Raw genomic sequence first — 13,614 nt, 5'->3', positions numbered from 1 at the left:
GGGAGTCAGGCGGACAGCAGGCCCGGACCGGGCAGGACGGCGAGCTCACCGGGCGGTACGTCGTGCCCGGCGTCGCAGCGCAGCCGGGCGTGCACGGGGGCGCCGCACTTCTCGTGGGCCACCCGGACCGCCGGGCCCGCCTCGTCGGCGGCGTGCTCGTCGCCCCACTGCCGCAGCGCGACGAGCACCGGGATCAGGTCGCTGCCCTTGGCCGTGAGCACGTACTCGTCGCGGGTGCGCTGCCCGGGCTCGCGGTAGGGACGCCGGTCGAGCAGCCCGTCGGCGACGAGCTGCTTGAGTCGGGCGGCGGCCACCGGCTCGCTGACGCCGACCCGCCGGGCGAAGTCGTCGAAGCGGCGGGTGCCGAACGAGGCCTCCCGCAGCAGGAGCAGTGTGGTGCGGTTGCCGACCACCTCCAGCGCCCGGGCGATCGAGCAGTTGGCGGTGGACCAGGAGTCACGCTGCGCGAGGAGGTCCGTCATGGCGTCGACGGTACCCACCTGACTTAGGAAAACAAAAGTCAGCTACCTCACAGCTGGCCGGGGAAGAATCCGTGCCGGGCCAGCGGCTCGACGATCTGGTGCTCCTCGTACGACAGGTGCGACAGCAGCGTGTCGGTGAGCAGGTCCACCGCCTCCTGGAGCCCGGTGAAGTCGCCGGGCCGGCGGACCAGCTCCACGAGTGCCCGGTCGACGCTCTCCACCACGCCGTGGATCACCACGTGCTCCTCCTCCAGGCGGTCCAGCACTGCCGCCAGCCCGGCCTCGGAGCGGCGCAGGTGCGGGAAGATCGAGGCGTCCTCCAGCCCGTGGTGCTGGGTGACCATCGTGCAGTACGCCGCGCAGTACGCCCCGAGCGTCCAGTTGTTCTGCCGCATGGTCATCTCGTTCAGCGCGGCTCGCGCCCGGCCCGGCGAGACACTGCCCTGCTTGACCTGTTCCAGCAGGTCGCGCACCTGGGCCAGCTCCTGGCGCAGATGGTCGTGCACGTCCACCAGGTGCTGCCCGGCGGCCTGTCCCCGGGCCGGGTAGACGTGCCCGGCCGGCGGCGGCGGGGCGCTCGGGCGGGTGGACTCGTCCCAGGGGCGGCGCGCGCTCAGGCGTACCCCGGGGTCGGGGGTGGGGGTGACGCCGAGCGTGCTCGGGCCGCCGGCGGTGGTCTGCTCGTCGGCGGCCGTGCGGGTTCCGCCGGCGTGCGTGGCGCGCTCGGCGGCGACCAGCTCCCGCACGGCGGGCGCGACCTCCTGGCCGAAGATCTGGATCGCGCGCGGCTCGTCGCTGCCGAGGATGAACGTGGTGATGCCGTGCTCCAGCGTGAGCCCGGCCAGCTCCTCCACCCACTGCTCCGGCGGCCCGGCGAGGAAACCGGCCGACGAGCGGGCGAACGTGCCGGTCACGTTGAGCATGCGGCGGATCGCGGCCGGGTCGCGCCCGGCGGCCCGGGCGCCCTCGTCGACGAGCGCGTTCAGGGCGGGCAGCTCGTCGGGGCCCTTCGGCAGGTACGACAGGGACGGCAGCCAGCCGTCCGCGGCGCGGCCGACCAGGCGCAGCATGCGCGGCTTGTACGCGCCGACCCAGATGCCCACCGGATGTGCGGGCGCCGGACCGCGCTTGGCGCCGACCACCCGGTAGTGCTCGCCGTCGACGCGGATCATGCCGCGACGGTCGGTGTCCCAGACCTCGCGGATCACCCGGATCGCCTCGTCGAGCGCCTCGACGGCGGCGCCGGGGGACAGGCGCCGCCCGCCCGCCGCCTCGATCGCGTCCCAGAACGCGCCCGCGCCGAGGCCCAGCTCGACTCGGCCGCCGGTGAGCAGGTCCAGGCTGGCGACGCTGCGGGCCAGCACCACCGGCTGGCGCAACGGCAGGTTGAGGACGTTTCCGGCCAGGCGGACACGTTCGGTCGCGGCGGCCACGTAGGACATCAGCGTCCAGGTGTCCAGGAAGCCCGGCTGGTAGGGATGGTCCTGGAACGTGACCAGGTCCAGCCCGACCTGCTCGCAGAGCCGGGCTAGCGCCACCACCTGGTCGGGCTGCCCGGCGGCGGGGGTGACGAAGCCGCCGAAGGTCAGCTCGTGTCCGTGATCGGTCATCCGTCAAGCCCTCCCGTGATCTTGCCTGGCCCTGCCACCGTAGCGCCGCCGCCGGTCGCCCGGCCGGGTGAAGAGCGTCACAAGAAGTGGACGATCGTCGCAAATCGCCCCTAGCGTCGGTTTCGTTCGCAGACGCGGACACCACGGGCCGGAAACGCCAAATCCCGCCGCCGGCCCCGGTAACCGAACCTCGTGCGGGAGCGGGGGAACCACACGTTCCACGGTGCATCGTCACCTCGGGGTGAAGCCGCCACCGGCGGCCGGGCTCCTCGGCCCGAACCCGACAGCTCACCTCGTCGGCGTGGAGGAATCCACATGGCAACTGAATACTCAGCCCGAAGCCGCCGTACCGCTCTCGGAACGGTCCTGGTCGGCGCCGCCGTCGGGGCCGCTACCCTCGTCGGCCCGGCCGCCCCGGCGAGCGCGGGCGTCAACTGGGACGCGGTCGCGCGCTGCGAATCAGGCGGCAACTGGAAGATCAACACCGGTAACGGCTACTACGGCGGGCTCCAGTTCTCCCGCGCCACCTGGAACGGTTACGGCGGCCAGAAGTACGCCGCGCGCGCCGACCTGGCCAGCCGGTCCGAGCAGATCGGCGTCGCGGAGAAGGTTCTGCGCGGCCAGGGCATCGGCGCGTGGCCGGTCTGCGGCAAGAAGGGCGGTTCGACGAGCGCGGCGACCCGGTCCGAGCGGGCCACCACGAAGGCGGCACCGAGGAAGGCGGCGCCGAAGCGGGCCGCCGCGACGAAGGCGGCGCCGGAACGCGCCACGACGAAGGCGGCGCCGCGGCCGTCGTCCGGCGCCGGGGAGTATGTGGTCCGGCGCGGGGACACGCTGTCGGAGATCGCCGTGGCGCAGCGCGTCGACGGCGGCTGGCGGGCCCTGCACGAGCGCAACCGGGCAGTGGTCGGCGACGACCCGGGCCTGATCTTCCCCGGTCAGTTGCTGCGCCTGCGCTGACCTCGTCCGAGCGCCCGGCCGGTTCGCCCCGGCCGGGCGCTCGTCCGTCCGCGACACGCCGTGTGGCCGGTGTCCGGCCTGCTCGCGGCGCCGGGACGCGACCCGGACCGGCCGGTGACCGCGATTCGTCGGAGCCGGTTGCTAGGGTCACGCATGCTCGGCTAAGACGTGAAGAAAGCGCGGATATGACCAACGACCCGTTCTCGGCGGCCGCGAGCATCGACGAGCTGCTGACCCGCACGCAGCAGGCGCTCACCGCGATGCGCTCCCGGGCCTCGGCGCACGCCGACGGCGAGCCGGGCGAGCTGCTGCTCGCCGAGGGCACTGCCGCCGGCGGCCGGGTCCGCGCGGTCGCCGTCCAGGGTGGCCGGCTCGATTCCGTGACGATCGACCCGGAGCTGGCCGGCGAGCCTCTCGACGTCCTCTGCGGACACCTCGTGACCGCCGCCAACGCCGCGTTGTCCGAGCTGGACGACCGGGTCAGCGCGTCGGCCCGGGCCGACGCCGACGCGCTCGCCGCCCGGCTCGGCAGCATGGGCGACCAGGCCGAGCTGTTCGGCCGCGCGATGCACGAGGCGGCCGCCCGGATCCACCGCGACCGCGGTGCCGCGTCCCGGGCCGGGCGCGCGGTCTGACCCGACCGCACCCGCCCCGGCACGACGAGGCGCCGCACCGCACGCGGCGCCGGCCACGCGCGACGCGGCGCCGGCCTGGCACGACGAGGCGGCCGGCCTGGCACGACGAGGCGGCCGGCCGCCGGGGAGGACGACGACCGGCCGCGCTACGACACGGTCAGCTCAGGGTGACCGCGGTGTCGTCGACGACGAAGGACGTCTGCAACGAGCTGTCCTCCACGCCGCTGAACGAGATGGTCGCCGTGGTGCCCGCGAGCGACGAGATGTCGAAGGACCGCTGCACGTAGCCGGTGGCCTTGTTCAGGTTGGAGTACGTGGCCAGCGTGGTGCTGCCCGCCTTGACGGTGAGCTTGTCGTACGCGGTGCTGGTGGTCGACTCCGCGCTGTCGATGTGCAGCCAGAAGCTCAACGTCGCCCGGCATCCGGCCGGGATCGTCACCGACTGGCTGAGCGTGTCGGTGTGCGACGAGCCGTACCCGTCCAGCCACGCCTTGTACGAGCCGCCGTGCGCGGCCTGGCCGCTGTCGGTGGTGATGACGCCGGACGAGGCGCTCCAGTTCACGTTGCCCGACTCGAAGCCCGGGTTGGCGAGCTTGTTGCCGGAGCAGCCGCCCGACGGCGGGGTGGTCGTGGTGCTCGGGGTGGGCGTCGGGGTGCCGCCGGAGCAGGTCGGGTCACCGGACTGGGCCGGCACGCTCACCGCGTCCCAGGCCGCCTTGACCGTGTTGAACTCCGCGCAGCTGCCCGGGTAGAGGTTCTTCGCCGCCTGCAGCGTCCAGGTGCGGTACTTGAGGTACGACGAGGACGAGGTCTTCAGCAGCATGCCGTTGTACATGATCTTCATGGCCTTCTGGATGCCCAGGCCGGTCACGCTGCTGCCGTTGCAGGTCGAGCTGGACGGCTGCCCGTTGGTCGGGCTGCTGCCGTTGGCGAGCAGGTAGAACCAGTGGTTGCCCGGGCCGGCCGCGGCGTGCACCTCGGTCGACGGGATGCTGCTGGAGTAGCAGTTCGGGTCGCCGAGCGCCGACGGGTTGTACATGTTGCGGATCGGGCCGGAGCCGACCAGGTTGATCTTCTCGCCGACCAGGAAGTCCGGCGCGTCGTAGCTGGACGGCTCGTTGGCGAACCACTCGGTGGCCGCGCCGAACGTGTCGGCCACGAACTCCTGCGTGCCGCCGCCGGAGATGCCGCCCGGGGTGTTGTCGTCGATGCCGTGGCCGATCTCGTGCGCCACCACGTCCAGCGAGCCGATCCACTGGCCGGCGGTGTTCTTGCCGATCTGCACCTGGCTGCCGTCGTAGTAGGCGTTCTGGTCGTTGAGGCCCACCCGGATCGGCCAGTAGCCGCCGTTGCCGTTGGCGCCGTTACGGCCCAGCCACTGGGCGAGCATCTTGTGCTCGGTCTGCGCGGAGAACAGCGCGTCCACGCAGCCGGTCTCCTTGTTGGTGGCGGTGCCGTTGCCCCACACGTCGTCGGAGCCGCTGAACGTGGTGTTGTTCGCCGCGTCCTGGCAGCTCAGGTTGGTGACGGTCGGGTCCTTCATGGTGTACGTGGAGCCCGACTGGGTGGTGTTGAGCGTGAGCGGGCTGGGCCCGTTCCAGGCGCCGGTGCCGGTGCCGCGGACGACGTGCTCCTGCTTGCGCAGGACCGCGCCGGTGCGGGCGTCGACGTCGACGGTGAGCCGGCTGGGGCCGTCCGCGCCGGTGCCGCGAACAGTGGTCTCCCAGGCCAGCGCCGGTGCGGCGCCGAGCGTGTAGACCACGAGCGTGGTGCCCTCGACCGCGCTCACGGTCTTGAGCTGGGCACGCGCCGTCTTCGCGGCGGCGGCCGGGGCCAGCGCGGGCGTGGTGGCGAGGGCGCCGATGGGCCGCTGCTGGGCGACCGAGGCGTACTTCAGGTTGCCGGCCGAGTCCGTGGCGAGCACGAAGTCGCCGCCGACCACCGGAAGGCCCTTGTAGGTGCGCTCGTACGGCACGTACTGGGTGCCCTCGGAGGAGATGACCGGCTTCTGGACGAACGCGTCGTCGGAGCCGGCCTGCAGGTAGGCGGGGCGGTTCGCGACCAGGGCGCGGGCCGAGTCGGCGGCGGTCGCGCGGGCCTGCGCCGGGTTCGGGGCGGCGGGTCCGGGTGGCGCGGCCTGCACGGCGGCGGCGGTTCCTGCGGCGAGCAGGCCGGCCGCGGCGGCGCCGGTGAGCGCGGCGAGGCGAGGTGAGAGTTTCACGGGGGTTTGCTCCTGTTCTACAGGCGCGCCGCACGGAGCCCGGTGGGGACGGGCGGCGCGGTGGTGCGAGGCAGGGTGACGGCCGGTCACCGGAGCTGCCGGCGTGGCTCCGGGTCGACAGATCGACCGTCGCGATTCGCCGGGGGTCGGCGGCTCGCTGGTGCACAATCACACGCCGCGCGAGCCCGGAGCAATAAGTGACCTGGGCAACGACTGACAGTCGGGCGTGTCGCCGCACGCGTCGATTCAGGTAACCATGATCTTCAATAGGCCCTGATCAGGGCGAACATCGTCGGCGGTGGATGGATGCCGGTGCAAATTGCGGACGTTGCCGCTGTGTGCGAATGGCGCGCATAGACGCGAGGCCGCCGACCGGGTGGCCGGGCGGCGGCCGAGCCGCCGCCCGGGCGGGTCAGCGCGGGCCACGGGTCCGGGTCGGCGACACGGTCGGCAACGGTGGCAGCGACGGCGTCAGCGTCGGCCGCGAGGTCGGCCGCCCGGTCGGGTCCGGGCTCGGGCTCGACGAGGACGGGCTGGGGCTCGGCGACTCCGACGGTGTCGGCGCGGCGGTGGTCGGCGGCGGTGGCGCGGACCGCGTCGGCTCCGGGGTCTCGCCGGGGAACGTCGGCTGACCGAAGCGGTACTTCTCCGGGTCGAGCTTCATCGCCGCGGTGGCCCGGGTCATGAACTGCCGCCAGATCGGCGCGGCGCCGGTCGAGCCGTACACCTCGTAGCTGCCGCCCGTGGTCCGCAGCGGCTTGCCGTCGGTGGTGCCCAGCCAGACGGCCGAGGCGAGCGCGCCGGTCCAGCCCACCATCCAGGTGTGCACGTTCTGCGTGGTGCTCTGCCCGGCCTGCCAGGTGCCGGTCTTACCGGCGGAGTCCCAGCCGTTGCCCAGCTCGGCGGCCCGTACGCGGCGCAGCGTCCAGTCGAGCTGGTCGATCGCCTCCCGGTCCAGGCCCAGGTCCGTCGTCCGGAGCTGCTCGGTCCACACGTCCTCGTCGTCCTTGCTGACCGACCGGACGAAGTGCGCGTCGGCACGCTTGCCGCCGGCGGCGAACGTGGCCATGCCGTTCGCGTGGTCCTGCACGGTGATGCCGTACTGCCCGATGCCGACCTCGGTGGAGAACCGCTTCGCCACCTCGTCGGCCGGGTCGCTGCGCAGGTCGACGCGCTGCGGCCGGGGATTGCCCCGGACCGTCTCCCACATCGACTCCACGCCCGCCTGGCGGGCCATCTCGATCACCTTGTCGGTGCCCAGCTTCTCGGTCAGCTCGAAGTAGGTCACGTTCAGCGAGGCGACAGTGGCCTCCCAGAGCGCGCAGTCCGGCTGGCAGGGCGCACGCTCGGCGTTGCGGATCGGCCCCGCCGCGCTGCCCCTGGTGCGCCCCGAGGCGGGGAACTCCTTGGTGTCCGGCGAGTCGAACCGCTGCTTCACCGAGATCCCGTCGCGGACGGCCGCCGCCAGGTCGTACACCTTGAACGACGACCCCGGCGGATGCTGGCCGAACCCGCGGGTCTCACCGTTCTCGTCGTAGTACCAGCCGGCGTAGTCCGCGCCCGAGCCCTCGTCGCCGCCGTAGTAGCCGAGCACCCGGCCGGTGCCCGGCTCCACCGCCACCAGCGCCGCCTGCCAGTTGCGCGGCTGGCCGCGGACCGCCTGCGGTGCGGTGTCGCGGCGGATGTCCGCCGCCGCCTCGGCCGCGTCCTGCACCCGCTTGTCGATGGTGGTGACGATCCGGTAGCCGCCGTCGCGGATCACCTCGTCGGGCTTGCCACGGAACGGCTCGGTCTCGCGCAGCTCGGCGAGCACGTGGTTGACCACCAGGCCGGTCGGCCGGTCCAGGTCGGACCGGCCCGCGTCCTTGTCGATCGGCCGGACCGTGTCCGGGTACGCGAGGTCCGCCGCCTGCTGCGGCGTCAGGTAGCCGAGCTTGACCATGCCGTCGCGGATGTAGTTCCACCTGTCGATCGAGTTCTGCCGGGCCAGCGCGTTGCGGCGCGGGTCGTACCCGGGCGAGCCCTCCGGGTCGGCCGGGTCCGCCTCCGGCTGCTTCACCATCGCGCAGAGCACCATCGCCTCGGCCGGCGTGAGCTGCCGCGCGGCCGGCGCGTCCCGGCGTACCGTCTTGCCGAAGTACGTCTGCGCGGCCGCCTCGATGCCGTACGCGCCCCGCCCGAACGGCACGGTGTTCAGGTAGAAACCGAGGATCTCCTCCTTGGAGTACGCGTCGTCGAGCTTCCACGCGATCACCGCCTCGCGCAGCTTGCGGGAGTAGGTGACCCCGCGCAGGTCCGCGGCGATGCGCGCGTACTGCTGGGTGAGCGTGGACGCGCCCTGCCGCTGGCCGCCGCTCACGTTCGCCCAGGCCGCCCGGAGCACACCCTTGACGTCGATGCCCTGGTTCGTCCAGAACGTACGGTCCTCGGCCGCCACGATCGCCTGCTTCGCCGAGTCGTTCATCTCGTCGTACGGCACGATGGTGCGGTTCTGCGCGCCCAGCTTCGCCATCGGCGTGCGCCCGTCGGCGTAGTAGACGGTGGTGGACTCGGGCAGCTTCAGGTCGCTGGGCGTCGGCACGCTGTCGAAGTAGTAGCCGCCGGCGACCAGCCCGCAACCGGCCAGCAGCGTGCAGACCGCGAGGACGACAAGCAGACGCCGCCGCTTGCGCCTCGGGCGCACCGGTGCCGCGCCGCCCGGTTCCGCTGTGGATCCGCTGTTCCGCACGCGTTACCTCCGACCGCTCGGCTGAGTCGTGCCCGGCTCGCAGGCTAACCGAGCAGCGCCGACGGCACCGGCCGACGAACCCGGACGGTGTGGCGTGCTCCGGGCCGGGGCGCACGGGCGCCGCCCCGGCCCGGAGGGCTCATCCGGTCAGCGCGCCGCCCATCCGGCGGCGTGGCCGTCGCGTTCCCGGCGGGCGGCCCGGCGGGAACGCCACCTGTCGGTGCCGCCGTGGAACGGCGCCGACCGCCACAACGACCGCACCGGCGTGCCGTCGGGGGCGGCGAACGTCTCCCGCTCGGCGTAGCCGTGCCGCCGCAGCAGCTCCTCCGCCTGCTCACCGGCGCACGGATGCGCGTACGTGGGCAGGCTCAACGTGTCCATCCGGCGCTGCGCCGCGGACAGCGCCTGCGTCGCGCCGCCCCGGGGCGCGGCCAGCAGCGCCAGATGGTTGTGCGGCTCGGCCGGACGGCGTGCCGCCAGCTCTGCGCTGAGGCGGCGGAACCGGTCCGCGTCCGGCCCGGCGACACCGGCGAGCCGGTCGGCGTACCGGTGGGGGGCGGGGATCGGACGGTAGCGGTGGAACCACACGGTGGCGGCGCTGCCGTCGGGCAGCAGGAACGCGTCGCCGAACAGCAACGCGTGTTCGGTCCAGATCCGCGCCACGGCGGCGAGGACCGGCAGGCGGCGGGACGTGTCAGGGACGAGCCAGGCGGCCAGCGCGGTGGGCGCGAGGGCCTCGGCGACGAGATCGGCGATGCGGCCGATGTCGCACCACCGGGCGCGGACGACGGGCAGGGCTGTGCTCATGAACGAACTCCTGTTGTCCAGGCGTGATCGGGTCGGTTGCGGGCGCCGGACGACGGCGCCGCCGCGGCATGCGGCAGACGGGCGGGACACGCCCGTGCTCTGGATCGCATGTGGTGCCTGTGGAGTCCGCTCAGGCGGGTCTGGTGCCGGGGCGCGACGTACGCGACGGCGGCAGCGGATCGGCCGCCGGTCGCGCGTACCGGTGGGCCAGGGCCGGCAGCCGCCAGCGGTTCGTGTCCGCGTCGGCCGCCTCGCTGTGCACCGCGCCGCCGCCGTGGCTGAGCCCGTGCGGCGGCAGCGGTACGGCGGGCGTGGTCGTGACGTGCACCGCCGGGCCGACGGCCGCCGGTGCCCGGCTCTGTGCCGGGTCGGCCCACCGCGTGCCGACGACGGTCAGGGTGCGCGCCGCCGGGGCGGCGACTACCGGACCGCCGAGGCGGGACGGTGTGTCGTGCGCACGCTCGGCGGCGGGCGCGGGCGTCGCGGCCGGGTCGGCCGGATGGACGGGCTCGGCCGGTGGGCCCGGCCCGGGCTCGCCGGGTGCCGGAGGCGATCCGGGGTCCGGCGCGGCGGGCGGGTCGAGCAGATCGGTCACCGGGCTGAGCGGGTCGAGCACCGGTGCCAGCGGGTCGAGCACCGGTTCCAGGCCCCGCCAGACCGGGCCGAGGATCGGGCGCAGCGGCTCGACCACCGGCGACAGCAGGTCCGCCACCGGGTCGAGCACGCCTGCCTTCACCGGGTCGGTGACCGGGCGCAGGCCCTCGGCGACCGGTGCGAGCACGCGGTCGCGTGCCGGCATCACCACCGCCTCGACCACCCGGCCGGTGACAGGCGCGGGGGCCGGCTGCGCCGTCGGCCGGCCGGTGCCGGGCCCGGGCGTGCCCGGCTTCGGCGCGGTCGCGTCGGGTGCGGGAGCGGGCGCGAGGGAGCCGGAGGCGGGCGGGGGCGTGGCGGAGGCGGGCGGGGGCGTGGCGGGAGCAGGTGCGGGCGCGGCGGGCGTCGCCGGTTCCGCCGCGGCGTCGCCGGACCCGGCGGGGATCGCGTCGCCGGTTCCGGACGTGGGCAGGCCGAGCACCGTCCCGAGCGTGTGGGTGAGCACCCCGACGGTGGCGGTGAGCGGGCCGGACGGCCGGCCGTCGGCGGCGTGGGCGGCCGAGCCGGAGGCGGCCTCGTGGGCACCCCAGACCACTGCCACGCCGCCGAGCAGCAGACCGAGGCGCAGCGTGCAGCGCGCCACCCACCCGGCCCGTCCCGACATTCCACACCTTTCGCACCCGTACCCGGCGGCACGGATCGACGCCCCGCACTGTACCGAACGTGGCGGCCCGGGCACAGTACGCCGCCGGCGGGTGTCGGGCGCGTCGCGCGCAGGCGTGGGATCCGCGGCGTGCGGGTACCAGCCGGGCCATGGACACGCGCACGGCCGAACGCCCGGACACCACCCCCGCCCCCGCCGCGCCTCCGGCCGGTGTGGTCGCCGTCGTCGCCCACCGGAAGAAGACGTTCGGGGGAGGGCTCGACGAGCTGCGCTCCCGGCTCGTCGCCGCCGGGGTCGGGCGGCTGCTCTGGTACGAGGTGCCGAAGAGCCGTAAGGCGCCCAAGCGGGTCCGCGCGGCACTGGACTCCGGCGCCGAACTGGTGCTGGTGTGGGGCGGCGACGGCATGGTGCAGCGGTGCGCCGACGCGCTCGCGGGCAGCGGCGTGCCGATGGGCATCCTGCCGGCCGGCACGGCCAACCTGTTCGCGGTGAACCTGGGCATCCCGGTCGACCTGCCGGAGGCGGTACGCATCGCGCTGCACGGCCGCCGGCGCGAGCTGGACCTGGGCCGGATCAACGGCGAGCACTTCGCGGTGATGGCCGGCGCCGGGTTCGACGGCGACCTGATCCGGGACGCCGACCGGCAGCTCAAGGGCCGGTTCGGCCGGATCGCGTACGTCTGGACCGGGCTGCGGCACGTGCGCGGCGAGTGCGTACGGACCCGGATCCGGGTCGACGGCGCCGACTGGTTCGACGACGAGGCGAGCTGCGTGCTGTTCGGCAACGTCGGCACCATCACCGGCGGCATCCCGGCCTTCGACGACGCCCGTCCGGACGACGGGGCGCTGGAGGTCGGCGTGTCCACCGCCAGCGGCGCGGTGGACTGGGCGCGCACGCTGGGCCGGATGGCCGCCGGGCGCTCCGAGGAGTCGCCGTTCGTCCGGATCACCCGGGGTCGCAAGATCAAGGTGCGGTTCGACGCGCCGAAGACGTACGAGCTGGACGGCGGTGCCCGGGGCAAGGCGGAACGGCTCAAGGTGAAGGTGGTGCCGGGCGCGCTGACCGTGTGCTGTCCCGACCCGGCGGACTGACCGGGTCCGGGCCGGGGCAGGATGCCGGAATGCGTGACGACATCCGCGACTACCTGGCCGACGTGGTCCGCCGCTCCCGGGACGTGCTCGGTGAGGACATGGTCGGCGCGTACGCCGCCGGGTCGCTCGGGCTGGGCGCGTACCAGCCGGGCCGCAGCGACGTGGACGTGGCGCTGGTGGCCGCCGGGCCGATGCCGGAGCCGGACAAGCGCCTGCTCGTGGACCGGCTGCGGCACGGGTCGCTGCCCTGCCCGGCACGCGGCCTGGAGCTGGTCGTCTACCGCCGCGACGTGGCCGCCTCCGGCACCCCGGAGCCGGGCTTCGAGGTCGAGCTGAACACCGGCGCCACCATGCCGTTCCGGGCCACCTACGACCCGACCGACCGGCCCGCCGCCGACGGGCGGTTCTGGTACGCGCTGGACCGCAGCATCCTGCGCCAGTCCGGCCTGACGCTGCTCGGCCCGCCCGCCGCCGACGTGTTCGCCGACCCGTCCCCGGAGGCGCTGCGGGCGCTGCTGGCGGACGCGCTGCGCTGGTGGCTGGCGCTGCCCACGCCACCCGGCGACGAACCGGCCCCCGGCGCGGAGGACGCGGTGCTCGGCGCCTGCCGGGCGCTGGTGCGCATCCGCGACGGCGTCTGGCTGGGCAAGGTCGACGCCGGACTGCGGGTGGCCGCCGACGACCCGGACGCCGCGCTGATCCGGGCCTCGATCGAGGCCCGCCGCGGCGGCACCCCGCCGTCCGGCCCGGCCGCCCGCGCGTTCCAGGAGCGGGTGCAGGACCGGATCACCGTGCGGTGAGCCCCGTCGTGCGTGACTACTGTGAGCCGGGGGAGGTGCGGTGATCATGACGGAGCTGAGCGCGTCCACGCGGGCCGGACTGGAGTCGGTGGTGCCCGGCGGCGTGGCGACCCGGGCCGCGGACCGGCTGCGGATGGCACACGACGCCTCGCACTACCTGCTGCACCCCGGCGCGGTGATCACGCCGCACGACGCCGGTCAGGTGGCCGCGCTGCTGGCGTACGGCGCCCGCACCGGCACCCCGCTGACGTTCCGCTCCGGCGGCACCAGCCTCAGCGGCCAGGCCGTCACCGACCGGCTGCTCGTCGACGTGCGGCGGCACTTCCGCGACCTGACGGTCCTCGACGACGGGCGGCGGGTACGGGTGCAGCCCGGGGTGGTGCTGCGGCAGGTGAACGCGCGGCTCGCGCCGTACGGCCGCAAGCTCGGCCCCGACCCGGCCAGCGAGTCCGCGTGCACGGTCGGCGGAGTGGTCGCCAACAACTCCAGCGGCATGACCTGCGGAACCGAGTTCAACACGTACCGGACGCTGGAGTCGCTGGTCCTCGCGCTGCCCGGCGGCACCGTGCTGGACACCGGCGCACCGGACGCCGACGCCCGGCTGCGCGCCGCCGAACCGGCACTGCACGCCGGGCTGCTGCGGCTACGCGACCGGGTACGCGGCAATCCCGGCTCGGTGCGCCGCATCCGTGCCCAGTACGCCATGAAGAACACCATGGGGTACGGCGTGAACGCGTTCCTCGACCACGACGACCCGGCCGACCTGCTCACCCGGCTCGTGGTGGGCAGCGAGGGCACGCTCGCGTTCGTCGCCTCGGCGACGTTCCGGACCGTACCCGTGCACCGGCACGCCGCGACCGGCCTGCTGGTCTTCGACACCCTGGGCGCGGCGATGGCCGCCATGCCGGCGCTGGTGGCCGCCGGGCCGGCGGCGATCGAGCTCCTCGACGCCGCTGCCCTGCGGGTCGCCCAGCGCGACCCGAAGGCGGACGCCACGCTGCGCGGCCTGGCCGTGCGCGGGC

At 74.5% G+C, this 13,614-nt stretch carries 11 protein-coding genes and 1 riboswitch; of the genes, 5 read left to right on the top strand and 6 right to left on the bottom strand.

Translation table 11 applies throughout. From position 1 onward, the window contains the following. Positions 1-5: 5 nt before the first annotated feature. The gene (locus ACPCK6_RS23990; RefSeq protein ID WP_423482299.1) at positions 6-482 is read right to left on the bottom strand and encodes a winged helix-turn-helix transcriptional regulator; all 477 of its coding nucleotides are present in this window, start codon (positions 480-482) and stop codon (positions 6-8) included. Positions 483-529: 47 nt separating this feature from the next. After that, the gene (locus ACPCK6_RS23985) at positions 530-2,092 is read right to left on the bottom strand and encodes an LLM class flavin-dependent oxidoreductase (RefSeq protein ID WP_423482298.1); all 1,563 of its coding nucleotides are present in this window, start codon (positions 2,090-2,092) and stop codon (positions 530-532) included. 171 nt (positions 2,093-2,263) lie between these two features. Continuing rightward, positions 2,264-2,409, top strand: a riboswitch (cyclic di-AMP (ydaO/yuaA leader). On the opposite strand from ACPCK6_RS23985, the gene ACPCK6_RS23980 reads away from it, so the two are divergent. Both ACPCK6_RS23980 and ACPCK6_RS23975 read left to right on the top strand, forming a co-directional pair. Then, positions 2,408-3,052 carry a transglycosylase family protein gene (locus ACPCK6_RS23980; protein WP_423482297.1) on the top strand — a complete coding sequence of 215 codons (645 nt, stop codon included), beginning with the start codon at positions 2,408-2,410 and terminating at the stop codon, positions 3,050-3,052. Its footprint overlaps the riboswitch before it by 2 nt. Before the next feature lie 185 nt (positions 3,053-3,237). Continuing rightward, a complete protein-coding gene (locus tag ACPCK6_RS23975) occupies positions 3,238-3,687 on the top strand; it encodes a YbaB/EbfC family nucleoid-associated protein (protein ID WP_396883689.1) in 450 nt (149 codons plus the stop codon). Between the two features lie 157 nt (positions 3,688-3,844). On the opposite strand, the gene ACPCK6_RS23970 is transcribed toward ACPCK6_RS23975, so the two are convergent. From ACPCK6_RS23970 to ACPCK6_RS23955, 4 genes are all read right to left on the bottom strand, one after another. Next, positions 3,845-5,908 carry a M4 family metallopeptidase gene (locus ACPCK6_RS23970; protein WP_423482296.1) on the bottom strand — a complete coding sequence of 688 codons (2,064 nt, stop codon included), beginning with the start codon at positions 5,906-5,908 and terminating at the stop codon, positions 3,845-3,847. A 412-nt stretch (positions 5,909-6,320) separates the two neighbouring features. Continuing rightward, entirely contained in the window at positions 6,321-8,636 is a 2,316-nt protein-coding gene (locus tag ACPCK6_RS23965) for a transglycosylase domain-containing protein (RefSeq protein ID WP_423482295.1), read from the bottom strand. 147 nt (positions 8,637-8,783) lie between these two features. Further along, a complete protein-coding gene (locus ACPCK6_RS23960) occupies positions 8,784-9,443 on the bottom strand; it encodes a hypothetical protein (RefSeq protein ID WP_396883692.1) in 660 nt (219 codons plus the stop codon). Between the two features lie 130 nt (positions 9,444-9,573). Next, complete coding sequence (locus ACPCK6_RS23955) at positions 9,574-10,701, bottom strand: hypothetical protein (RefSeq protein WP_423482294.1); 1,128 nt, start codon at positions 10,699-10,701, stop codon at positions 9,574-9,576. Between the two features lie 149 nt (positions 10,702-10,850). Here ACPCK6_RS23955 and ACPCK6_RS23950 point away from each other — a divergent pair, with 149 nt between their 5' ends. The 3 genes from ACPCK6_RS23950 to ACPCK6_RS23940 all read left to right on the top strand — a co-directional run. Beyond that, positions 10,851-11,792: a diacylglycerol/lipid kinase family protein gene (locus ACPCK6_RS23950; RefSeq protein WP_396883694.1), complete on the top strand. Its 942-nt coding sequence runs from the start codon at positions 10,851-10,853 to the stop codon at positions 11,790-11,792. 29 nt (positions 11,793-11,821) lie between these two features. Continuing rightward, positions 11,822-12,592, top strand: coding sequence for a nucleotidyltransferase domain-containing protein (locus ACPCK6_RS23945; protein ID WP_423482293.1), 771 nt, complete (start codon positions 11,822-11,824; stop codon positions 12,590-12,592). Between the two features lie 46 nt (positions 12,593-12,638). Further along, positions 12,639-13,614: FAD-binding oxidoreductase (locus ACPCK6_RS23940; protein WP_423482292.1), on the top strand; the 976-nt coding region annotated here is incomplete at its 3' end.

Origin of the sequence: Micromonospora sp. AB353, assembly GCF_049538395.1 — a bacterium.
Lineage (GTDB): Bacteria > Actinomycetota > Actinomycetes > Mycobacteriales > Micromonosporaceae > Micromonospora > Micromonospora aurantiaca.
Note: the sequence above shows the minus strand (reverse complement) of the source record. Positions and strands in the feature narration are given on the sequence as shown.

What these genes read in the sequence shown, in the direction of transcription:
- ACPCK6_RS23990 (WP_423482299.1), bottom strand. Translation starts at nt 482, where the DNA reads ATGACGGACCTCCTCGCGCAGCGTGACTCCTGGTCCACCGCCAACTGC.
- ACPCK6_RS23985 (WP_423482298.1), bottom strand. Translation starts at nt 2,092, where the DNA reads ATGACCGATCACGGACACGAGCTGACCTTCGGCGGCTTCGTCACCCCC.
- ACPCK6_RS23980 (WP_423482297.1), top strand. Translation starts at nt 2,408, where the DNA reads ATGGCAACTGAATACTCAGCCCGAAGCCGCCGTACCGCTCTCGGAACG.
- ACPCK6_RS23975 (WP_396883689.1), top strand. Translation starts at nt 3,238, where the DNA reads ATGACCAACGACCCGTTCTCGGCGGCCGCGAGCATCGACGAGCTGCTG.
- ACPCK6_RS23960 (WP_396883692.1), bottom strand. Translation starts at nt 9,443, where the DNA reads ATGAGCACAGCCCTGCCCGTCGTCCGCGCCCGGTGGTGCGACATCGGC.
- ACPCK6_RS23955 (WP_423482294.1), bottom strand. Translation starts at nt 10,701, where the DNA reads ATGTCGGGACGGGCCGGGTGGGTGGCGCGCTGCACGCTGCGCCTCGGT.
- ACPCK6_RS23950 (WP_396883694.1), top strand. Translation starts at nt 10,851, where the DNA reads ATGGACACGCGCACGGCCGAACGCCCGGACACCACCCCCGCCCCCGCC.
- ACPCK6_RS23945 (WP_423482293.1), top strand. Translation starts at nt 11,822, where the DNA reads ATGCGTGACGACATCCGCGACTACCTGGCCGACGTGGTCCGCCGCTCC.